The following is a 20767-nucleotide window of genomic DNA, read 5'->3' on the forward strand; positions in this document are numbered from 1 at the left end:
ATATGGGCGACCGGGCCAACCATGCGCAAGACCCTCCTGATCGGCGTCCCCGTCGCACTGCTGCTGGGCGGGGCCTTCCTCCTGCTACGGCCGCAGTACGCACCGGAGCTCGCGCCGCAAACCGTGCGGCTCGAACCCCGCGACTTCGACTTCCGCCCGGCGGGCGACTACTGGCTGGAGAAACAGGCAGTGGACGCGCCGTCGCAGCGTGAACACCTCGCCCCGCGCTTTGAAGTCATGAAATTCCAGGTCAGCCAGGGCGAATACGCCCGCTGCGTAGCCGAGGGCGATTGCCTGGCACTGGACAACAGCGCTCCCCGCGACGACCTGCCGCTGACCGGTGCCAGCCTGCTGGACGCGCAGCTCTACGCCGACTGGCTGTCGCGGCGCACCGGCCAGCAGTGGCGGCTGCCCACCGACCGCGAGTGGGCCTTCTTCGCCGGCACGCGCTGGGCCGACGATGCCCTGCGCATCGAAGACGACGATGGCAGCAACCCCGCCCGGCGCTGGCTGGCGCGCTATCGTCTGGAAGCGGAAACCCGCACCAGCGCCTCGGCGCTGCCTCAGGCGCGTGGCAACCACGGTCTCAACGAGTACGGCGTGGCTGACCTGGGCGGCAACGTCTGGGAATGGACCCAGAGCTGCCACCAGCGGGTCAACCTCGACGCCCAGGGCGCCCAGACCCACCGCGCCGAGTACTGCTCGATCCGCATTGCCGAAGGGCGTCACCGCGCGGCGATCAACGATTTCGTCCGCGATGCCCGCGGCGGCGGCTGCAGCGCCGGCCAGCCACCGGATAACCTCGGCTTCCGCCTGGTCAGAGACATCCCTTGATTCCCCTCAAGTTTCGCCGCAGCGCTTAACCGTTATGCTGCGGCGAACCGACGGGAATCACTGCCGTGACCGCTGATATCTCGCTGAACCGCGCCTGGCTGGGCAGCTTGCCGCCATTTGCCAACAGCAGCCGCGAGGAACAGGACGACATCCTCCGCCAGGCCAGCATCCTGCGCCTGAACAGTGGTGTGGCCGTGTTCGAGCAAGGCTCGCCAGCGACCAGCTTCTACCTGCTGGTGCACGGCCGGCTGAAAGCCACCCAGCTCACCGGCGACGGCCAGCGCGTGCTGGTGCGTGTGGTCAATCCGGGCGATCTGTTCGGCTTCGTCCGCGCCCTCGGCCGGCGCGACTACCCCGCGACCGCCACGGCCAGCCAGGACAGCCTGGTCCTGGCCTGGCCCACCGGCCAGTGGGAACCCCTGCTCGCCCGCCACCCCGGCTTCGCCCTGAACACCGTGCAGGCCATCGGCGAGCGCCTGCAGGAAGCCCACGTGCGCTTCTGCGAATTGGCCACCGAAGAGGTCGAACGGCGCGTCGCCCACACCGTGCTGCGCCTGGTGCAGCAGTCCGGCCGACCGGAGACCGACGGCATCCGTATCGATTTCCCGGTCACCCGCCAGGACATCGCCGAGATGACCGGCACCACCCTGCACACCGTCTCGCGCATCCTCAGCGCCTGGGAAGACCGCGGCCTGGTGGTCGGTGGCCGGCAGAAGCTGCTGGTGTGCGACCCGCAGCAACTGATGCGGGTGGCCGGTGGCGACGAGCGGGAAGTGGCGCACGACGGCGCTTGACTGCAATCAAGGAGAGCGGCGCGCCCATTTCCCTAGACTCACCACCACCGCCACGACGACTGCGGCCGCCGTGCCCCACTCCACCCGAGGCCCGCCATGACCGACAACCTCACCGAGCGCACCCTGAGCGACCTGGCCTTCAGCCTGCCGGGCAGCTCCGCGCTGTTCCACGACTACAAGCTCGACTTCTGCTGCGCCGGCCAGCGCAGCCTGGCCGAAGCCGCCAGCGAACAGGGCTTCGACGCCCAGCGCATCGCCGCCGAACTACAGTCGCTGCCCCCCGCCAACGATCAGACCGACTGGCGCCTGAGCAGCAACGACCAGCTGATCGACCACATCCTCGAGCGCTATCACAAGGTCCACCGCGAACAGCTGCCGGCGCTGATACCGCTGGCCGAGCGCGTCGAGAAGACCCACGCCGCCCATCCGCAATGCCCCGCCGGGCTGACCGCGCACCTGAAGAAGATGCAGGAAGAGCTGGAATGGCACATGTGCAAGGAGGAAAGCGTACTGTTCCCCTGGCTGCGCCAGGGCATCCCGCTGACCCACGTGCAGGGCCCGATCGGCGTGATGCGCCATGAGCACGACGAACACTCGCAGTCCCTCGCCGCGCTGGCCGATCTGACCGACGACCTCACCGTACCGGCGGACGGCTGCAACAGCTGGCGCCGCCTCTACAGCGGCCTGGAAGAACTGCGCCGCGACCTGATGCAGCACATCCACCTGGAGAACAACCTGCTGTTCCTGGGCGCCAACCACCCGGCCTGAGTGCCGGACCGGGAGCCAGGAGGGCGACCAGTGACAGCTTGTCTCACCACGCCACCCAGCGGCATCGCGCATACTGGCGGGATCGTCCCCGCCCAGGAGCGCTCCGCCATGCTCGCGCATCGCGTCCACCACCAGATTCTGTGCGGCCACCATCTGTTCAACGTGCTCAACGAAGAACAGCTGGAACAACTGCTCGCTACCAGCACGCTGCTCAACCTGGAAAAAGGCGACAAGCTGTTCCTTCAGGGGGAGCCTGCGCATTGCTTCTACTTCGTGATTTCCGGGGCGGTGAAGATCTACCGTTTGACACCGGAGGGACAGGAAAAGGTGCTGGAGGTCGTCGGCAGCCGGCAGACCTTCGCCGAAGCCATGATGCTGATGGACACCTCCGACTACGTGGCCTCGGCCCAGGCGCTGGAACCCACGCAGGTTTACCGCTTCGCCAACCGCACCTACATGGAGTTGCTGCACAGCAACCCGCAGTTGCCCTTCTCCCTGCTCGCCACCCTCTGCGTACGCCTGCACCGGCGGATCAACGAGATCGAGACGCTGTCGCTGAAGAACTCCACCCACCGCGTGGTGCGCTACCTGATCACCCAGCTCAACCGCCATGGCAACCAGGACAGCCGCTTCGAGCTGCCGATGGCCAAGCAACTGGTGGCCGGGCACCTGTCGATCCAGCCGGAGACTTTCTCCCGCGTGCTGCGGCGTCTGATCGACGAGAAGATCATCGACCTCAATGGCCGCACGGTGCAGGTGCTCGACGTCGCGCGGCTGGAACAGTTCGAGTAAGCCATGCGCCAGTGCCTGTACTGCCAGCAAGAGAGCCCCGAGGACGCTGCGGAATGCCCGCAATGCGGGATGCCCCTGCCGGTGGATCAGGAACTGGCGAAGCAGCGCCGGCTGCGGCGCTTTGCCTGGTACTGCGTCATCCTCGCGGTGTTCTGCGGGGTGATGATGGTGTGGTTGCCGCGCTGAACTCCCTCCAATCCGCTTTTGCTTTTCGTAGGACCGACGGGGACGCCCAGTCCTCGCTCGCGAGGCAGGCCCGCTGCGGGGTTCGGTTCGCGAGCAAGCTCGCTCCTACACAAAAACGTCATCACCCCTGCCGGCGGGTGATCTGCCGGTAGAGCTGCGGCAACTGCACCGGCAGCTGCGCCGGATTGTTGATCAGCAGATAGCCCTGACTACCGAACAGATGCGGCAGGTAGTCCGCGGCCTCGCGGTCGATGGTGATGCAGAACGGCACCAGCCCCGCGCGACGGGCTTCGAGCACGGCCTGGCGCGTGTCCTCGATGCCGTAGCGCCCCTCATACAGGTCCAGGTCATTGGGCTTGCCGTCGGTGAGGATCAGCAGCACCCGCTGGCGCTCCTTACGCTCCAGCAAAAGCTGCGTGGCTTGGCGGATCGCCGCGCCCATGCGCGTGTAGTAGCCCGGCCGCAGGGCGCGGATGCGCCCGCGCACCACATCGTTGTGGCGCTCGTCGAAGGTCTTCAGCTGGGTCAGGCGCACCTGCTGGCGACGCAGCGAGGAGAACCCGTACAGCGCGAAACGATCCCCCACCGCCTGCAGCGCCTCGCCGAACAGCAGCAGGCTGTCGCTGATCAGATCGATCACCCGGTGGTCGTTGTCGATGTGCGCGTCGGTGGACATCGACAGGTCCGCCAGCACCAGGCAGGCAAGGTCGCGGCGGGTCTGCCGGCGCTCGAGGAACAGCCCGGGCTCACTGCAGGCGCCGAGGCGCCGCTCGACGCTGAAGTCCAGCCAGGCTTCCAGGTCCAGCTCCGCGCCCTGGGGTTGCCGGCGCAGCCACTGCGGTTGCTGACGCAGGCTCTCGAACTGACGGCGCAAGCGCCGCGCTATCGGCGCCAGGGAGTCGGGCAGCGGCGCAGGTTCCGCGTCGCGCGGCAGCATCAACTGCAGGCAGACGTGCTCGTCGATCAGTTGCTGGCGGCGGTAGTCCCATTCCGGCAGGCGAATGCCCTCGCCCAGCGGCACGTCGTCGAAGTCGGCGGCCGGCAGGTCGAGGTCGAGCTTCAGCCCGCCGCCCTTCTTCTGCCGTTGTCGGGACATGCTCAGGTGATCGAGGTCGTCGGCGACCTTCGCCGCGTCGAGGTCCTCGCTGTCGTCGCCGGCGCGATCCAGTTCGATGTGCTCGGACCAGCTGAACAGGTTTTCCAGGCGGAACAGCAGCAGGCCGCCGCGACCGGGGTCCTGCTCGACCCGCTCGGCGCGCTTGCGTGCCAGGCCCTTGGCTTCGCTGTGGGCGGAGCGGCCGTGCTCGTCGCCATCGATCAGGTCGGTGTGCTGCGGCGCCGCCAGTCGTTGCGGCGGGTAGAGCCACAGCGGCACTGGCCAGGGTGCTTTTTCACTGCGCGGCAGGCGCTCGACGCTGCCCGGATCGCGCAGCGCCCGTTGCAGCGCAAGCTCCAGTTCCGCTTCCGCCGGTGGCAGATGAGCGGGGTCGGGACGCAGGCCGAGCAGCGCTTCCACCAGTCGACGGTAGCGCGGGCGCAGCAGCGGGTAGCGCTCCAGCACGGCGCAGGTCCAGGCCTGGTTGTCGCGCGCCCAGTGGCACATCGGCTGGCTATGGGCCGCGAGCAGCGCCAGCCAGCGGTAGAGTTCGCGGTTCAGTTCGGCGTCGGGGTACACCGTCAGCTGCGCGGGCAATCGCAGGGAGTCGGCGTCGAACCAGGCCACCGGCAATTGCTGGCAAGTGCCGGCCACCTGCTGCAGCAGGCTGCGGCGCACCAGCAGTTCGCGGGCGCTGGCCGCTTCCACGCCGACCCCGGCCTCGCCGCCGGTGCCGCGGAACAGCAGCAGCAGACTGCGCCGCACTTCCTCCAGGCTGACGGCCGCCTCTTCGAACTCCGGGCTGGCGCGGCGCGTGATGAAGCGGTGCCAGACGCGGCCAAAGCTTTCTTCGATTTCGAGGTGGATGGTCATGGCTGGGCTCCGCGATTGAGATATGCCGTAGCACGGACGGTCCCCTCTCCCTCTGGGAGAGGGTTAGGGTGAGGGTGCTACCGGCCTCTCCAGCGCTGGGCGCTACCCTCACCCCCGCCCTCTCCCAAAGGGAGAGGGAGTAGATCGTGCCAATGGACGATCAAGAGTCATCCTGAAACTTGCGCAAAAAAGGCCCGCCGCAAAGCGGACGGGCCCGGGTGGACGGTATCGATCAGCTCACCTGAGCCGCGCCGGAAGCAACGGCCACGCGGCCGCGCTGGCGGAAGCTCAGCAGGTAGCAGATCAGCCCGATGAAGAAACCAACACCGGAGTACAGGCGCAGCCAGAAGAAGATCTTCAGCTGGTCGACAGTGGCCATGAACGGCATGGCGGCGCCATCGGCGGGCATGCGCTGCAGCCAGACCTGGACGATACCGGCGGCGGTGAGCATCAGGGTGATCAGCAGCATGGAGATGGTCATCAGCCAGAAGCCCCAGATCTCCAGGCTCTGTGCACGGGCGTCAGGCGCTTCGCCGATACCCCGCAGGCGCGGCATGGCGTAGCTGATCATGGTCATGACGATCATCGCGTAGGCGCCGTAGAAGGCCAGGTGGCCGTGGGCGGCGGTGAGCTGCGAGCCGTGGGTGTAGTAGTTCACCGGAGCCAGGGTGTGCAGGAAGCCCCACACGCCGGCGCCGAGGAAGGCGGTCACGGTGGTGCCCAGGGCCCACAGCGCGGCGGCCTTGTTCGGGTGCTCGCGGCGACGACGGTTCACCATGTTGAAGGCGAACAGCACCATGGCGAAGAACGGCAGCGGCTCCAGCGCGGAGAAGATCGAACCCAGCCACAGCCAGACCTGCGGCGCGCCGATCCAGAAGAAGTGGTGGCCGGTGCCGATGATGCCGGTGATCAGGGCCATGGCGATGATCACGTAGAGCCATTTCTCCACGACCTCGCGGTCGACGCCGGTGATCTTGATCAGCACGAAGGCCAGCATCGCGCCCATGATCAGTTCCCACACGCCTTCCACCCACAGGTGCACGACCCACCACCAGTAGTACTTATCGCGGGACAGGTTTTCCGGGTTGTAGAAGGAGAACAGGAAGAACACCGCCAGGCCTACAAGGCCGGTCATCATCACCACGCTGACGGCGGTCTTGCGGCCTTTCAACATTGTCATGCCGATGTTGAAGAGGAAGCCCAGCGCCACCACCACGATGCCCATCTTGGTGATCGTCGGCTGCTCGAGGAACTCCCGGCCCATGGTCGGCAGCAGCTCGTTGTGGGTCAGCTTCGCCAGGCCCGCGTAGGGCACCAACAGGTAGCCCAGGATGGTCAGCACGCCGGCGATGGCGAACACCCAGAACAGCACGATGGCCAGTTTCGGGCTGTACAGCTCGCGGTCGGCCTCTTCGGGGATCAGGTAGTAGGCCGCGCCCATGAAGGCGAACAGCAGCCAGACGATCAGCAGGTTGGTGTGCACCATCCGCGCGACGTTGAAGGGGATCGCCGGGAACAGGAAGTCACCGACCACGTACTGCATGCCCATGATCAGCCCGAAGACGATCTGCCCGACGAAGAGCATCAGGGCGAACACGAAGTACGGCTTGGCCACCGACTGCGAGGCGAATTTCAGATAGGGATTGCCCGGGTTCATGTTCAACCCTCCTTGTTCGGCGGCCATTTGTTGGTGTCGATCTTCGATGTCCACAGCAGGAACGCCGCGAGGTCAGTGACCTCCTGGTCGCTCAGGTGGAACTGCGGCATCTGCCGGCGACCGGGCACGCCCAGCGGCTGCATCTTCATCCAGGCCGCGAGGAAGCTGCCGAAGGCCGCGTCACCGCCACGGCGGACCGCTACGTTGCCCAGCTCCGGCGCGAAGTAGGCACCTTCGCCGAGGATCGAATGGCAACCCACACAGTTGTTCTGCTCCCACACCAGCTTGCCGCGAACCACCGATTCGGTGAGCTCACTCTGGTTGGTGCGCTTGGGGAAGGTGGTTTCGGTGTGATAGGTAAGCGCGAGGAACACCAGGAAGAAGAAAACGCCTCCTCCCAGGTAGATGTTCCTCGCCATCCCTTTGGTAAATGTCTCTGACATGGGGCCCTCCTAGGTCACGGTCGGCGCCATTGTAGGAAGCGACCCAGGACCTCTCGCTTGATGGCAATCAAGAAAGACCAATGCTTCCAGTCAGGTATTTTTTCGAAGAAAAATCAGGGAGTTGCGTGTAGTGCCAGAACCACTCCGGTGACCACCAGCGGCCAGCCGAGCAGCAGCGCTTGCCACAGGCGCGGGGCGCGGTTCAGCTCCATGAAACGCAGCGCGATGATCCAGGCCTTGCCCAGGCCCAGCAGCAGGATCGCCGCCACCGGCAGCAGCAAGTCGGATGCATGGTGACCGAGCCAGACCGAGGCGACGGACATCGGCAGCGTCAGCAGCCACGCAAGCAGCAACGTCTTCATGAACCAGGCGCCAGCACGTAGACCAGCGGGAACAGCACGACCCAGACCAGGTCGACCATGTGCCAATACAACGCGCCGGACTCCAGCCCGCCCAGGGCGTCGCTGCGGTAGGCGCCGCGCAGGCAACGCAGGGTCATCCAGCCGAGGATCACCAACCCCAGCAGCACGTGCAGGAAGTGGAAGCCGGTGATCAGCCAGAACAGGGTGAAGAAGGTGCTGTACTCCAGGTCCAGCCCACGCGCAGCAAGGTGATGGTATTCACCGGACTTCAGCACCACATGGGCCAGCCCCAGCAACACGGCGAAACTCAATAGGGCAGCCGCACGGCGCTGCCGGCCGTGGCGCACCTGCTCCACCGCCATCGCCGCGCAGAAGCCGGCGGTAAGCAGGGTCAGGGTCAGCGCCAGGGCGGTGGACAGGTCCAGCTGCGCGCGCCCGGCGCGAAAGCCTTCGACGTCCAGATGCTGGGTCACGGCGAAGACGATGATGAGGATGGCGAAGACGGTCAGCTCGGCGAGAATGAAGAACCACATCGCCAGGTCGCCCGGCAGGTGCCGGGCGCTGAGCGTCGCCTCAGGCGAAGTGGACATCGACCAGGTCCATCAGCGCGGCGACCGTGGCCTCGTCGTCCGACAGCGGCTCGGCGAGCCCGGCGCGGCAGGCATCACGCGGCGCCACGCCGGCCTGCAGTAGGCGCGCGGTGAGTACCAGCAGGCGCGTCGAGCAGACCTCTTCCAGCTCTTGCCGGCCCAGGCGACGCAGGGCCACGCCCAGTTGCGCCAGGCGCTGCGCCAGCTCGGAAGAAGCACCGGCCTCGCGGGCGATGATGCCGGCTTCCACGTCCGGCGTCGGGTAATCGAAGCGCAGGGCGACGAAGCGCTGGCGCGTACTGGGTTTCATGCCCTTCAGCAGGTTCTGATAGCCGGGGTTGTAGGACACCACCAGCATGAAGCCCGGCGGCGCCACCAGGGATTCACCGGTGCGCTCGATGAACAGCTCGCGGCGATCGTCAGCCAGCGGGTGCAGCACCACGACGGTGTCCTGCCGCGCTTCCACCACCTCGTCCAGGTAGCAGATGCCGCCCTCGCGCACCGCGCGGGTCAGCGGGCCGTCCTGCCACCAGGTGCCATCGCTGCCGATCAGGTGGCGGCCGACCAGGTCCGCCGCCGACAGGTCGTCGTGGCAGGCCACGGTGTACAGCGGCAGATTCAGCCGCTGCGCCATGTGCTGGACAAAGCGCGTCTTGCCGCAGCCGGTCGGGCCCTTGATCAGCACTGGCATGCCCTGGGCGGAGGCGTGGGTGAACAGCGCCACCTCGTTGCCGGTCGCCTGGTAGAAGAGCGGCTCGATGTTCTGGGCGGGGGCGTTCATGGCGAGATATCTCTGCGGGAAGTCTTGCCAGGCAAACTAATCAGCCAGCCTCCCTCCCTCAAGCGCGGCGAGAGGAGTTCTTGATTGCCATCAAGCCAGGGCCGCTCGGGCCGCTCCTAGAATCGCCGCAGAAGCCGGGCGGGAAGCCGGCGAAAACGATCGGCGCCTCGAGGCGCCAAGCCTGAGGAGAGACGTTCATGAACAAAGCCCTGGTTGCCCTGCTGTTCGGCGGCTTGCTGGTGCAGACCACCGCGATGGCCAGTACCGGCGAGGAGCTGTTCAAGGCCAAGGCCTGCGTAGCCTGTCACGCCGTCAACAAGTCGGTGGTCGGCCCGGCCTTCAAGGAAGTCGCGGCGAAGTACGGTGCCGATGGCGTGGCGCACATCAGCAACAGCATCAAGACCGGCAGCAAGGGCGTCTGGGGGCCTATCCCGATGCCGGCGAACGCCGTCAGCCCGGACGAGGCCAAGACCCTCGCCGAGTGGATCGTCACCCTCAAGTAATCCATTGCGGGCGATTCACGCCCCGCGCGACCGGCACGTTCAGAGCCGGTCGCTTCTCTCCAGCATTGCCAGGCAGGCATCCGCCGGCACCGGCTGGCTGATCAGGTAGCCCTGGATCTCGTCGCAACCGTGGGCACGCAGGAAGCGCAGCTGTTCGGCGTGCTCGACACCCTCCGCCACCACCTTCAGCTCCAGGCTGTGCGCCATGGCGATGATCGCGCGGGTGATCGCCGCATCCTCGCCGCGTTCGGACAGGTCGCGGATGAAGGTCTGGTCGATCTTCACGTAGTCCACCGGGAAGCGCTTGAGGTAGCTGAGCGAGGAATAGCCGGTGCCGAAGTCGTCGATAGCCAGCTTCACCCCCATTTCGCGCAGTTGGCGGAAGGTCGTTGTGACGCTCTCGACATTGTCCAGCAGTTGGCTTTCGGTGAGCTCCAGCTCCAGCAGGTGCGACGGCAGGCCGGTGTCCTCCAGCACGGTCCGCACCAGGTCGACCAGGTTGCCGGTGCGCAACTGGTGCACCGAGAGGTTGACCGACACCCGCAGCTCGCGGCCCTGAAGCTGCCAGGCGCGTGCCTGCTTGCAGGCGCGGCGCAGGACGAACTCGCCGATAGCGCCGATCAGCCCGGTTTCCTCGGCCAGGCCGATGAAATCGCCGGGCGGCACCATGCCCATCTCCGGGTGCCGCCAGCGCACCAGCGCCTCGGCGCTGTCCAGGCGCTCGTTGGCAAGGTTCAGCTTGGGCTGGTAGTGCACGTCCAGCTGGCCTTCGTCGATGGCCTTGCGCAGGCGGGTTTCCAGCTGCAGACGCTCCAGGGTGCAGGCCTGCAGGTTGTCGGTGAAGAATTGGAAGGTGTTGCCGCCCAGGTGCTTGGCATGCTGCATGGCCATGTTCGCCTGGCTCATCAGCGCGGAGATTTCCCAGGCGTTGTCCGGCAACAGACTGATGCCGACCGAGGCGCTGATTACCAGCTCGTGGCCGCCGACGGTCATCGGCGTGCGCAGCTTGGCCAGCAGACGGCTGGACAGCCGCGCCAAGGCGGCGAGGCTGGCGTAGGAGTCGATCAGTACGGCGAATTCGTCGCCGGACAGCCGGGCGATGGTGTCGGCCTCGGGCACGGTCTGGGTCATGCGCCGCGACATCTGCCGCAGCAACTGGTCGGCGACTTCGTGGCCGAGGCTGTCGTTGAGCAGCTTGAAGCGGTCCAGGTCGATCAGCAGCAATGCCGCCGTGCGACCTTCCTGGCGCGCGCGCTGGCTGGCCTCATGCAGGCGTTCCTTGAACAGCGTACGGTTGGCCAGCCCGGTGAGTTCGTCGTAGTGCGACAGGTAGCGCAGGCGCTCCTCGGCGTCGCGGCGAGCGGTGAGGTCGGCGAAGAAGCCGACCACGTGGGCGACCTGCCCGCGTCCGTCACGCACCACATTCAGTTGCAGCCATTGCGGGTACAACTCGCCGTTCTTTCGCGTTTCGATCAGCTCGCCCTGCCAGGTGCCCAGGCGCTCCAGATCGGCACGGATCGACTGGTAACGGCGCAGGGCCTCCGCCGACCCCATCAGCCGAGCGACGTTGTGCCCCAACACTTCCTCGCGGCGATAGCCGGTAAGACGGGTGAAGGCCTCATTGAGGGCGATCAACCGGTAATCCGGGTCGAGGATGATGATGCCTTCGCTGGCGGCCTCGAACACCGTGGCCGCCAGGCGCTGTTCTTCCTCGCGCAGCTTGCGCGGGGAGATATCGGCGCGGGTGCCAACCATCCGCGTGACCTGTCCGCGGTCGTCGCGCTCCATCACCCGGCCACGGTCTTCCACCCAGACCCAGTGGCCGGCGGCGTGGCGCACGCGGTATTCGATGCGGTAGCCGTCGGTGCGGCCCTTGAGATGCTCGACCAGTGCGCGGCGCAGCAGCGGCAGGTCATCGGGGTGCAGGCGCGGACGCAGGTCGTTGCGCACGCTCTTCACCGCGTCCTGGGTAATCCCGAAGATTTCTTCCAGGTGTGAGTGGTGCACTTCGTCAGTCAGCAGGTTCCAGTCCCACAGGCCCATTTCGCTGGCTTCCAGCGCCAGGGCCAGGCGTGCCTCGGTGTGGCTCAGTTGAGCGCTGCCCGCCTCGACCCGCTCCTGCAGGGCATCGCGGGCGCGGCAGAGTTCGCGTTCGGCGCGACGGCGCTGCTCGACTTCGCGTTCCAGATCCTGGTTCAGCGCCTCGGTCTGCGCCTTGGCGCGCTCCAGGTGCGCCACCAGCGCCTGGGCCTGGAAACGTCGCAGCAGGCCGACATGCACCACCCGATGAATCTGCCACGCCACCACCAGCAGCGCGGCCAGCAGGATCACCCCGAGCACGCCCCAGCCTTGCTGCAGCGGGTTATCGCTGATCAATAAATAGGCAATGGATGGAAAAAGGCAGGGCAAGGCGAAGGTCAGGAAGGCCGGCAGGCTAACCGCGTAGGCAACGCTGGCGGAGAGGATCGCCGCGGCGATCAGGCCGAATACCAGAGATTGCTGGAGGAAGGCGTCCGGCGGCACCAGGGCTATGGCGGCGAAAGCGAGAGTCAGCCCCGAGGCGCCGGCGCCGAACAGGAAGGTACGCTGCCAGTGCGGGCTGGCCTGGCGTTCGGCAGGAGCGGCGTTGAAGGCAGACACCTGGATCAGCCGCAGCACGGCCAACAGCACGAGCGAAACCAGCCAGCCGGCTAGCAACCCCGGTTTCACGTAATCCCACAGCAATCCGGCGCAGGCCAGGCCGTTGAGCAGCATGAGCAAGGTCGGCACCCGCGAGCCCTGATAGAGCAGGCGCGTGCGTTCGACGGCAATTTCGTGAGCGTACTGCTGGCGGATCTCGGCATGGCTCACCGGGATCGCCGAAGGCTCTACATAAGCGGTCATAGGCGTTTTTCTTGTAGGTGTCAGGCCTAGGCGTCGGCGGAGCATACCCGAGGAGGTAGCCCCGCCCAAGCAGGATGATGGCAATTGGCTGCGTACCCGCCCAACTTTCGTCGGGAAGACGCCGGACGGCAGGCGGGTTTGCCGGGGAAAACCGCCCGTCGGTAGAATGCCGCCCCATGAACGATGACATCTCCTACCTGCTCAACTCCCTCAATGACCCGCAGCGCCAGGCCGTGGCCGCGCCGCTGGGGCGCCAGCGCGTGCTCGCTGGCGCCGGGTCCGGCAAGACCCGCGTGCTGGTGCACCGTATCGCCTGGCTGATCCAGGTCGAGAACGCCTCGCCGCACAGCATCCTGGCCGTGACCTTCACCAACAAGGCCGCCGCCGAGATGCGCGCGCGGATCGAGCAGCTGCTGGGGATCAACCCGGCCGGCATGTGGGTCGGCACCTTCCACGGCCTGGCGCACCGCCTGCTGCGCGCGCACTGGCAGGAAGCCGGATTGCCGGAGAACTTCCAGATTCTCGACAGCGACGACCAGCTGCGCCTGGTCAAGCGCGTGGTGCGCGAACTGGGCCTCGACGAGCAGCGCTGGCCCCCGCGGCAGGCGCAGTGGTTCATCAACGGCCAGAAGGACGAGGGCAACCGCCCGCAGAACATCCAGGCCGGCGGCGACCTGTACCTGGCGACCATGGTCAGCGTCTACCAGGCCTACGAAGAGGCCTGCGCCCGCGCCGGTGTCGTCGACTTCGCCGAGCTGCTGCTGCGCTCGCTGGACCTCTGGCGCGACCGTCCGAGCCTGCTGGAGCACTACCAGCGGCGCTTCCGCCACATCCTGGTGGACGAGTTCCAGGACACCAACGCCGTCCAGTACGCCTGGCTGCGCTTCCTCGGCAAGGGCGGCGAGAGCCTGATGGTGGTAGGCGACGACGACCAGTCGATCTACGGCTGGCGCGGCGCGAAGATCGAGAACATCCAGCAGTTCGGCGATGACTTCGCCGGCACCGAGGACATCCGTCTGGAGCAGAACTACCGCTCCACCGGCACCATCCTCAAGGCTGCCAACGCGCTGATCGCCAACAACAGCGGGCGCCTGGGCAAGGAACTGTGGACCGACGGCGTCGACGGCGACCCGATCACCCTGTACTCGGGCTTCAACGAGCACGACGAGGCGCGCTACATCGTCGAGACCATCGAGGACGCCCTGCGCAAGGACGGCCTCAAGCGCAGCGACATCGCCATTCTCTACCGCTCCAACGCCCAGTCCCGCGTGCTCGAAGAGGCGCTGCTGCGCGAGAAGATTCCCTACCGCATCTACGGCGGCCAGCGCTTCTTCGAGCGTGCCGAGATCAAGAACGCCCTGGCCTACCTGCGCCTGATCCGCCTGCGCGACGACGACGCCGCGCTGGAGCGGGTGATCAACGTGCCGCCGCGCGGCATCGGCGAGAAGACCGTCGAGGCGATCCGCAACGCCGCACGCCACAACGGCACCTCGATGTGGCGCGCGATCAACGACGTGATCGCCGCCAAGGCCGTGGCCGGCCGCGCCGCCAGTGCGCTCAATGTGTTCCTGGAAACCGTCGACCTGTTGGCGGTGAAGGTCGAGGGCCTGCCGCTGCACCAGATGACCCAGATCGTCATCGAGCAGTCCGGCCTGATCACCTACCACAAGGAAGAGAAGGGCGAGAAAGGCCAGGCCCGGGTAGAAAACCTGGAAGAACTGGTCAGCGCCGCCCGCGCCTTCGAAACCCCGGACGACGAGGACACTCCGCCGCTGGTGGCCTTCCTCGACCACACCGCGCTGGAGTCCGGCGACACCCAGGCCGATGCCTTCGAGGACAGCGTGCAGCTGATGACGCTGCACAGCGCCAAGGGCCTGGAATTCCCGCTGGTGTTCCTCGCCGGCGTGGAAGAAGGCCTGTTCCCGCACAAGATGAGCCTGGAGGAGCCCGGCCGCCTGGAAGAAGAACGCCGCCTGGCCTACGTAGGCATCACCCGCGCCATGCACCGTCTGGTCATGACCTACGCGGAAACTCGCCGCCTGTACGGCAGCGAGACCTACAACAAGGTCTCGCGCTTCGTCCGCGAAATCCCGCCGAGCCTGATCCAGGAAGTGCGACTGTCCAACTCGGTGAGCCGTCCGCTGTCGGGCAACCAGCGCAGCGGCAACCTGTTCAGCGGCGCCAGCGTACCGGACACCCCGTTCAGCCTCGGCCAGTCCGTGCGCCACCCGCTGTTCGGCGACGGCGTGATCCTCAACTTCGAAGGCTCCGGCGCCCAGGCACGGGTGCAGGTGAACTTCGACAGCGAGGGCAGCAAGTGGCTGATGATGGGGTATGCGAAGCTGGAGGCGATCTGATCCCACCTCACGCCGCACTCAACCTGTAGGCGAACTCCATCGACTTGAATCGCGGCATGACCCGCCCCTGCGGCGGAGCCGGGCCGGGCCATGCCCGCCGCCTTCTGTTCCGACCGGAGGGCTCGCTCCGAATCGATCACCGTCCCGGGCAGATGGCCTGGTCCATGTCGCCAAGGGCGTAGCCATCCTGTTGCGGCATGAGGAACTTGCCGACCAGCAACGGCCGGCCGATCCTTCCGGCATAGCGATCCATCCCGGAGCTCGATGCACCGACGTAGGTCGGCTGCGTCATCGCTTCGACCGTTGCCACGCGCGGCATGGGCTGGTCGGCGGTCAAAGCCGTCTTGCCGTTGACGTAGATCACCAGCTTGCCTTCCTCCTTGCCCGGGAAGGGGAAAGTCGAGACCGGCTTGATGTTGAAAGTGGTCACTACGGCGTTACAACCTTCCCGCCAGTTCACCGGGCTACCCTCGAAGCGGCTGCCGCCGTGAGTCACCACCAGACGGCCCCGCTCCAGGACGAGGCTCCAGAGGCCAGGCTGTTCCACAAGTACCTGGCGCCCCATGCCGACACTGCGGATAGCTCCCAGACCGAGGCTATAGCCGCCGAACACGGGCGAACGCTGATAGTCCCGTCCGCTCAGATAAGCCGGTGCCGCGCCTTCGGCAGGGTGCCACTCTAGGGGAACCGGGCGCGCGTGGCGCTCCCAACGGCGGATCAGATCGGAGGCCTCTTCCTTGCTGAAGGGCTTCAGCGTCGACAGGACGGTCTTCGCACCATCCACAGGGCCGGAAACCGAACGGCTCTCCAACTGCGAGAACAGGTTGCGATAGAACAGCCCTCGCCCCGGAATATGCCCGCCGTAAGTCATGCCCCATCTCATCACATCTGCCGCCCAGTACAGCTCGTCGACCTCGGGCAAGGGCGCGCCGGATTCAAGCTGCGGGGAAAGGTCGCGCCCGCTCAGTCCCGCAGGCGCCTTGCCGCCGACCATTCCGATCAGCGTCGGATAAAGATCGGTGATCCGCGAAATGCCGATCACGTCCCGGTCATTGGTGTGCCCCGGCCAGATCATCATCAGCGGAGCCCGCACGCCGCCCTCGAAATAAGTGGCCTTGGTGCCGGTCAGCGGATAATTACTGTCGCGCGCAATGTTCGGACTGCCGTTATCGCTGGTAAACACGATCAGGGTGTTGTCCAACTGTCCGCTGGCCTTGAGCGCGTCGAGCAATCGGGCAACGTTATGGTCGAGTTGCTTGAGTACAGCGAGGTAGCGCCCCGCCTCGGTATCGGGAAACTGCTGGCGATAGGTTTGCGAAGGCTCGAAAGGATGGTGGGGCGATAGCAGCCAGAGATTGATGAACCAGGGCTTGCCCGCTACCTGCCCCTGGTCGATCAGCGAGATGGCCTGGTCGGTCAGCAGGTCGTCAAGGTGCCCCTTGTACTGGATCGGCGGGCCGTCGTCGCGCTCCAGCCACGGATCATTGAAGGTGGGCTTGCGCCGGATCAGTTGCCCCTGAGCATCCGGGCCCTGCAGAACGAAATGGTTGAGCATGCCGAACCAGTCATCGAAACCCTGGTGGTTCGGACGAATCTGCAGATACTCCAGCCCTTCTCCGACATGCCACTTGCCAAGATGGTGAGTGCTGTAACCCAGCGCACGCAGTGACTTGGGGAGGGTTTCCAGATCGGGTGAAAGCCCCAGGCCATCGGGCTCGAAGCCGATCCCAACCGGGTCCCGGCCGGTCATCAGCGCGGCGCGGCTGACCGAGCAGGTGCTATCGGTATAGTGCTGCCGGAAACGCAGCGACTGGCGGCTGAGCTGGTCCAGAGTAGGCGTCGGTGCCTGACCGTCTCCCCAGGAGGCGATGTCGTTGTTACCCAGGTCGTCGGCGAGGATGAAGAGAATATTGGGTTTCTCGGCTTGATCCTGAGCATTGCTCACGGGGACCATGGCAAGCAGAATCAGCCAGGCAATGACAAGTCGGGTCGTGAGCGCAGACGCCGCTCGCGTGGAAAAGAACAACATTCAGTGAATCCCCGAAAAATGCTTAAGAATCTTTTCGCGCCAAAGAGCAACGGCAATATCAGCGCCCCATCCCATGGACTGCTGCTGGATTATCGCGCGCTGATGGCCGGGGTTGCCGACCAGGCACCGCACTATGCGGGCAATGCCCCCTTCCCGCATATCGTCATCGACAACTTTCTCCCGCCCGCCACCTTCTCCAGGCTGCTCGAAGAGTACCCGCACGACCAGGCCGATCCGCTGTGGAACAATGCGACCCACACCGACAAGGCCAGCGGCGAGTACGTGCAGAAGGACAAGCGCAATATCCGCGATCCCCTGCGCATGCCGCCGACCTATCGTCAGCTGTTCTGGGAGCTCAACTCCCACGGTTTCCTCGACTACTTGTCGCAGCTCAGTGGCATCGCCAACCTGATCCCTGACCCGAACCTGCGTGGTGCCGGGATTCACCAGATCGCCCGCGGCGGATTCCTCAAGGTGCACACCGACTTCGCCACTCACCGGGATTTCGGCCTGGACCGCCGACTGAACGTGCTGATCTACCTGAACGAAGAGTGGCCCGACAGCTATGGCGGCCACCTCGAGCTCTGGGACACGGAGATGGCCGGCCCCCCTCGGCGTGTGCTGCCGATCGCCAACCGCTGTGTGGTATTCAGCACGACCGCCAGCTCGTTCCATGGGCACCCACATCCCCTCACCTGCCCGGAGGACGTCTATCGCCGCTCCCTGGCACTGTACTACTACACCAACGGCCGCCCCGAAGGCGAAGCTCAACCCGGCTTCGCCACCCACTGGCGTGATGTTCCCGCCTGACTGCAATCAGGCGTCAGCGGCACGACGCGCCCAGGGGGCGCGTCCAGAATAGGTCGCCAGGTGCGACTTCAGACGCAGGAAGGGCATCTCTACCAGTCGATAGCTCAGCCATGCCAGGGCCCAGGACAACACCAGGCTCAAGGCAATGCGCATCAGGTAGACGTCGGCATTCGCGTCCAGCGTCAAGCCGGTAGCTTTCAATGGATACAGGCAATAGAACTGCACCGGCACATGGATCAGGTAGAGCGAGTAGGAAATCCGTCCAAAATGATCGGCCAGCGGATTGACCAGCATCGCCTTGATCCGCCAGCTCAGCGCCAGCAACCCGAGCATCACGCCGCCCCAGAGCAACGACTCGATGTTGTGGTACATCGGCAAGGCTTGCAGGGCATTGCGCTCTCCGCTCAGGGAAAACCACAACCACAGGCGCACCAGCCCCAGCAGGCAGGCCGTCAGCAGGCCGAAGGCCACGAAGGAGCGACGGCTCAACCAGGCGTATCCCGCGCTCAGGCTGAATCCGGCACAGAGCGCTCCCACCAGGAAAGCACCCGCGCGACCGAACAAGGAGTTCTCCCAGGGATTGGTCGGCGACAGCCAGCCCGGCGAATGGAACAGGTAGACGTGGGCCGCGGCCCAGGCCAGCAGCGCGCCTCCCACCAGCCAGCGCCCGGCGCGAAAGCGCACTAACCACATGACCCAGGGCAGCAACAGGTAAAACTGGATCTCGGTACACAGCGACCACCAGGGCACGCTGAAGGGGAAGGCCTGGAAACCTATCGGGATGAACAGCAGAGCCTTGAGCGCGACCACCTTCTGCGTCATGAACCAGGCCAGCAGCACTGCCGCGTAATAAAGCGGCACGATGCGGAAGAAACGTGCCGAGTAGAAGCGCCGGATGCTCACCTGCTGTCCGTTTCGCAACCCCTGCAGAAACGGCCGCGCCAACAGGAACCCGCTGAGCACGAAGAACAGGGTGACGCCGGTATTTCCGCCCCCCAGCAGGGTAACCCAGGCAGGGTTGTCCGGGCGCCCTGCCAGGCCGAGGACTCCAAAGTAGTGGAAGCCCACCACCAGGAGAATCGCCCAGCCCCGCAGCGACTCCAGCTCTGGCAGGTAGCTGCCCGGCTGGCGCAGGCCGGCAGGAGAGTCGGAGCGCTCGCTCATGCCTCAGTTCGCCGGCTGCTGCTGGCCCTGGGTGAGGCGCTTGAGTTTGCGGGTGTTCTCCAGATGCTTGCTGGCATGCACGTAGAAAGCACGCAAACCGGCCCCCTCATCGGCCTTGGCGTCCTTGAACAGAAGCTTGATCAGCGAGTGGTCATTGCTGCGATCGCCGCCGGGCTTGCGCAGCACGCCCAGGCCGAAGCCGTGGTTGAAGGTGAAGGTCTCGTGCTGGTCGCGGGTCTCGTCCCAGAACTTCCAGGCGCCGAAGTCCTGTACGCGGGCCATGACATCGTGGAACAGGATGATGCCGCCCGGTTTCACCTTGGGATACCAGTTGGCGAAGTCGGCGCTGACCGCCTCGTAGGTGTGGAAACCATCGATGTGCAGCAACTCGATGGTGTCGTCGTCGAAGTGCTTGAGGGCATCCTCGAAGAACATCCGCATCAGGTAGGAGAAGCCGTGGTAGTTCTGGCGGTTATGGTTGTTCACCGCATTGAATACCGATTCGTCGTACTTGTCGGTGTGGGCATCGCCCTCGAAGGTGTCGACGGCGTAGCAGACGCCATCGATCTCGTTCTCCTTCATGGCCTGGCAGAAGGTGAAGTAGGACAGGCCCTTGTGCGTGCCCAGTTCCACCAGCAGCCTGGGTCGCAGCGCAGCCACTATGTCGTAGCCGAACGGCAGGTGGTCAATCCAAGTGCTGAAGACCATGTGCAGCGGCTCGAAGTGGCGCACCGATGGCGGCATATAAACAGAAGTCATACCGGCAAAGCCTCCGAATATTTAGTTTTAGAAGAGTACCGATTCTTCAGTGAGAGGACTGGTTTTTCGATCAGGCAGTAACTCAGGTGGGCCAGCGCAAGCGCCAGCGCCAGGCCCAGAAGCAGCCTTGGCCAGACCGGTGCGCCGGCAGCATTGCCATATGACAGGCAAGCCACCAGCACCGGCTGGTGAATCAGGTAGAGCGAATAGGAAATCCGCCCGAGATAGCGCAATGGTCGGCCGGGCAGACCACCGCCAAGGCCTGGCGTCGATAGCATCACCCAGGCTACGGCGCCCCAGAGCAGGCTTTCCGGAAGCACGATCCAAGGCTGCCGCCAGGAGAACTCGACGACACCGTGCTCTACGGTGATCTGCAGGAAGATGGCCAGCACAACGACAAGCAGGAGCAACACACTTGCTCCTGAAGCGGTACTCAGCGTTGGCAGTCGTTGTTTGGTCAGTAGCCAGCCGATTCCCATGCCCAGCAGGAACACCGGCAGCTTCCCTGCCAGGGACAGGGCCCAGTAGATGTTGCCCAGCAGTCCGAAGGAAACCCAGCGCAAGGTGACAGCAATGAACAGCGCGAGCCAGATCAGCAGTGCGCCCGCGGCCAGCCGGCGATCAAATCCTAGTACCAGAAAGAACAGCGGCAGGAACAGGTAGAACTGGACCTCCGTGGCGAGGCTCCACCAGACATTGCTGAATACGCCAACGTCATAGCCCCAGGCGAGGAACACCATCGCAGCGGGCAGCTGCTCGTAACGCCCGGTGACCAGCACGGCCACCAGCACCGCCAGATAATACGGCGGAAGAATCCTCAGGGCCCGCTGCAAGGCGTAACGCTTCAGGTCCATTGTCCGGCGTTCGCTTAACGCCAGGAAAAAAGGGCGCGACACCAGAATTCCGCTGAGCAGGAAGAACAGGCTGACACCACTGTTCCCTGCATAGACGTAGGCCAGCCAGTAGCTGCCACCGGCAGGCGGGACGAAACCAAAGGCTGCGGTCACCCCGTGGTAGAGCACCACAAGCAGTATGGCGACACCGCGCAGGTCGTCGAGCACCGCAATCCTTGCGTCGGCCATGACA

The 20767-nt window shown here is 65.4% G+C and carries 19 protein-coding genes; 8 read left to right on the forward strand and 11 right to left on the reverse strand.

The window, feature by feature from the left end:
* Positions 1 to 21 precede the first annotated feature (21 nt).
* The 5 genes from IB274_RS24580 to IB274_RS24600 all read left to right on the forward strand — a co-directional run bounded on the left by IB274_RS24580 (position 22) and on the right by IB274_RS24600 (position 3374).
* A complete protein-coding gene (locus IB274_RS24580; RefSeq protein ID WP_192435461.1) occupies positions 22 to 834 on the forward strand; it encodes an SUMF1/EgtB/PvdO family nonheme iron enzyme in 813 nt (270 codons plus the stop codon).
* Between the two features lie 65 nt (positions 835 to 899).
* Positions 900 to 1628 (forward strand): Crp/Fnr family transcriptional regulator, encoded by a 729-nt coding sequence (locus tag IB274_RS24585; RefSeq protein WP_318652920.1) that lies wholly within the window; start codon positions 900 to 902, stop codon positions 1626 to 1628.
* Positions 1629 to 1724: 96 nt separating this feature from the next.
* Positions 1725 to 2396 (forward strand): iron-sulfur cluster repair protein YtfE, encoded by a 672-nt coding sequence (gene ytfE / locus IB274_RS24590; RefSeq protein ID WP_192435462.1) that lies wholly within the window; start codon positions 1725 to 1727, stop codon positions 2394 to 2396.
* A 108-nt stretch (positions 2397 to 2504) separates the two neighbouring features.
* Positions 2505 to 3188, forward strand: coding sequence for a Crp/Fnr family transcriptional regulator (locus tag IB274_RS24595; RefSeq protein WP_192435521.1), 684 nt, complete (start codon positions 2505 to 2507; stop codon positions 3186 to 3188).
* A gap of 3 nt (positions 3189 to 3191) precedes the next feature.
* Positions 3192 to 3374 (forward strand): protein DnrP, encoded by a 183-nt coding sequence (locus IB274_RS24600; RefSeq protein ID WP_192435463.1) that lies wholly within the window; start codon positions 3192 to 3194, stop codon positions 3372 to 3374.
* A gap of 121 nt (positions 3375 to 3495) precedes the next feature.
* Here the strand turns inward: IB274_RS24600 and IB274_RS24605 are convergent, their stop codons facing one another.
* From IB274_RS24605 to IB274_RS24630, 6 genes are all read right to left on the reverse strand, one after another.
* Complete coding sequence (locus IB274_RS24605; protein ID WP_192435464.1) at positions 3496 to 5343, reverse strand: nitric oxide reductase activation protein NorD; 1848 nt, start codon at positions 5341 to 5343, stop codon at positions 3496 to 3498.
* Positions 5344 to 5575: 232 nt separating this feature from the next.
* Positions 5576 to 7000 carry a cbb3-type cytochrome c oxidase subunit I gene (locus IB274_RS24610; RefSeq protein WP_081519088.1) on the reverse strand — a complete coding sequence of 475 codons (1425 nt, stop codon included), beginning with the start codon at positions 6998 to 7000 and terminating at the stop codon, positions 5576 to 5578.
* Positions 7001 to 7002: 2 nt separating this feature from the next.
* Positions 7003 to 7443: a c-type cytochrome gene (locus tag IB274_RS24615; RefSeq protein ID WP_045213987.1), complete on the reverse strand. Its 441-nt coding sequence runs from the start codon at positions 7441 to 7443 to the stop codon at positions 7003 to 7005.
* A 113-nt stretch (positions 7444 to 7556) separates the two neighbouring features.
* Positions 7557 to 7805 carry a cytochrome C oxidase subunit IV family protein gene (locus IB274_RS24620; RefSeq protein ID WP_192435465.1) on the reverse strand — a complete coding sequence of 83 codons (249 nt, stop codon included), beginning with the start codon at positions 7803 to 7805 and terminating at the stop codon, positions 7557 to 7559.
* Positions 7802 to 8395 (reverse strand): cytochrome c oxidase subunit 3, encoded by a 594-nt coding sequence (locus IB274_RS24625; RefSeq protein WP_192435466.1) that lies wholly within the window; start codon positions 8393 to 8395, stop codon positions 7802 to 7804. The genes IB274_RS24620 and IB274_RS24625 overlap by 4 nt, the downstream gene beginning before the upstream one ends.
* Positions 8379 to 9176 carry a CbbQ/NirQ/NorQ/GpvN family protein gene (locus tag IB274_RS24630; RefSeq protein WP_192435467.1) on the reverse strand — a complete coding sequence of 266 codons (798 nt, stop codon included), beginning with the start codon at positions 9174 to 9176 and terminating at the stop codon, positions 8379 to 8381. Before IB274_RS24630 ends, IB274_RS24625 begins: the two co-directional genes overlap by 17 nt.
* A 197-nt stretch (positions 9177 to 9373) precedes the next feature.
* On the opposite strand from IB274_RS24630, the gene IB274_RS24635 reads away from it, so the two are divergent.
* Positions 9374 to 9679 carry a c-type cytochrome gene (locus IB274_RS24635; protein WP_192435468.1) on the forward strand — a complete coding sequence of 102 codons (306 nt, stop codon included), beginning with the start codon at positions 9374 to 9376 and terminating at the stop codon, positions 9677 to 9679.
* A gap of 39 nt (positions 9680 to 9718) precedes the next feature.
* On the opposite strand, the gene IB274_RS24640 is transcribed toward IB274_RS24635, so the two are convergent.
* Entirely contained in the window at positions 9719 to 12562 is a 2844-nt protein-coding gene (locus IB274_RS24640) for an EAL domain-containing protein (RefSeq protein ID WP_192435469.1), read from the reverse strand.
* Between the two features lie 176 nt (positions 12563 to 12738).
* Between IB274_RS24640 and uvrD the strand changes: the two genes are divergently transcribed.
* Positions 12739 to 14919 (forward strand): DNA helicase II, encoded by a 2181-nt coding sequence (uvrD, locus tag IB274_RS24645; protein ID WP_081519077.1) that lies wholly within the window; start codon positions 12739 to 12741, stop codon positions 14917 to 14919.
* A 136-nt stretch (positions 14920 to 15055) separates the two neighbouring features.
* Here the strand turns inward: uvrD and IB274_RS24650 are convergent, their stop codons facing one another.
* Positions 15056 to 16948 (reverse strand): sulfatase, encoded by a 1893-nt coding sequence (locus tag IB274_RS24650; protein WP_192435470.1) that lies wholly within the window; start codon positions 16946 to 16948, stop codon positions 15056 to 15058.
* An 18-nt stretch (positions 16949 to 16966) separates the two neighbouring features.
* Between IB274_RS24650 and IB274_RS24655 the strand changes: the two genes are divergently transcribed.
* Positions 16967 to 17758 (forward strand): 2OG-Fe(II) oxygenase, encoded by a 792-nt coding sequence (locus IB274_RS24655; protein ID WP_225615010.1) that lies wholly within the window; start codon positions 16967 to 16969, stop codon positions 17756 to 17758.
* 6 nt (positions 17759 to 17764) lie between these two features.
* Here the strand turns inward: IB274_RS24655 and IB274_RS24660 are convergent, their stop codons facing one another.
* Genes IB274_RS24660 through IB274_RS24670 form a run of 3 tightly spaced genes read right to left on the reverse strand, consistent with a single transcriptional unit; the run spans position 17765 to position 20763 of the window.
* Positions 17765 to 18922 (reverse strand): acyltransferase family protein, encoded by a 1158-nt coding sequence (locus IB274_RS24660; protein WP_192435471.1) that lies wholly within the window; start codon positions 18920 to 18922, stop codon positions 17765 to 17767.
* Between the two features lie 3 nt (positions 18923 to 18925).
* Positions 18926 to 19681 carry a class I SAM-dependent methyltransferase gene (locus tag IB274_RS24665; RefSeq protein WP_192435472.1) on the reverse strand — a complete coding sequence of 252 codons (756 nt, stop codon included), beginning with the start codon at positions 19679 to 19681 and terminating at the stop codon, positions 18926 to 18928.
* Positions 19678 to 20763, reverse strand: coding sequence for an acyltransferase family protein (locus IB274_RS24670; protein ID WP_192435473.1), 1086 nt, complete (start codon positions 20761 to 20763; stop codon positions 19678 to 19680). Before IB274_RS24670 ends, IB274_RS24665 begins: the two co-directional genes overlap by 4 nt.
* Positions 20764 to 20767 lie beyond the last annotated feature (4 nt).

Origin of the sequence: Pseudomonas sp. PDM18, assembly GCF_014852585.1 — a bacterium.
Taxonomy (GTDB): Bacteria; Pseudomonadota; Gammaproteobacteria; order Pseudomonadales; family Pseudomonadaceae; genus Pseudomonas.

Coding starts and splice junctions, on each gene's coding strand:
- IB274_RS24580 (WP_192435461.1), top strand. CDS start 22: ATGCGCAAGACCCTCCTGATCGGCGTCCCCGTCGCACTGCTGCTGGGC.
- ytfE (WP_192435462.1), top strand. CDS start 1,725: ATGACCGACAACCTCACCGAGCGCACCCTGAGCGACCTGGCCTTCAGC.
- IB274_RS24595 (WP_192435521.1), top strand. CDS start 2,505: ATGCTCGCGCATCGCGTCCACCACCAGATTCTGTGCGGCCACCATCTG.
- IB274_RS24600 (WP_192435463.1), top strand. CDS start 3,192: ATGCGCCAGTGCCTGTACTGCCAGCAAGAGAGCCCCGAGGACGCTGCG.
- IB274_RS24605 (WP_192435464.1), bottom strand. CDS start 5,343: ATGACCATCCACCTCGAAATCGAAGAAAGCTTTGGCCGCGTCTGGCAC.
- IB274_RS24610 (WP_081519088.1), bottom strand. CDS start 7,000: ATGAACCCGGGCAATCCCTATCTGAAATTCGCCTCGCAGTCGGTGGCC.
- IB274_RS24615 (WP_045213987.1), bottom strand. CDS start 7,443: ATGTCAGAGACATTTACCAAAGGGATGGCGAGGAACATCTACCTGGGA.
- IB274_RS24620 (WP_192435465.1), bottom strand. CDS start 7,805: ATGAAGACGTTGCTGCTTGCGTGGCTGCTGACGCTGCCGATGTCCGTC.
- IB274_RS24625 (WP_192435466.1), bottom strand. CDS start 8,395: ATGTCCACTTCGCCTGAGGCGACGCTCAGCGCCCGGCACCTGCCGGGC.
- IB274_RS24630 (WP_192435467.1), bottom strand. CDS start 9,176: ATGAACGCCCCCGCCCAGAACATCGAGCCGCTCTTCTACCAGGCGACC.
- IB274_RS24635 (WP_192435468.1), top strand. CDS start 9,374: ATGAACAAAGCCCTGGTTGCCCTGCTGTTCGGCGGCTTGCTGGTGCAG.
- IB274_RS24640 (WP_192435469.1), bottom strand. CDS start 12,562: ATGACCGCTTATGTAGAGCCTTCGGCGATCCCGGTGAGCCATGCCGAG.
- uvrD (WP_081519077.1), top strand. CDS start 12,739: ATGAACGATGACATCTCCTACCTGCTCAACTCCCTCAATGACCCGCAG.
- IB274_RS24650 (WP_192435470.1), bottom strand. CDS start 16,948: ATGTTGTTCTTTTCCACGCGAGCGGCGTCTGCGCTCACGACCCGACTT.
- IB274_RS24655 (WP_225615010.1), top strand. CDS start 16,967: ATGCTTAAGAATCTTTTCGCGCCAAAGAGCAACGGCAATATCAGCGCC.
- IB274_RS24660 (WP_192435471.1), bottom strand. CDS start 18,922: ATGAGCGAGCGCTCCGACTCTCCTGCCGGCCTGCGCCAGCCGGGCAGC.
- IB274_RS24665 (WP_192435472.1), bottom strand. CDS start 19,681: ATGACTTCTGTTTATATGCCGCCATCGGTGCGCCACTTCGAGCCGCTG.
- IB274_RS24670 (WP_192435473.1), bottom strand. CDS start 20,763: ATGGCCGACGCAAGGATTGCGGTGCTCGACGACCTGCGCGGTGTCGCC.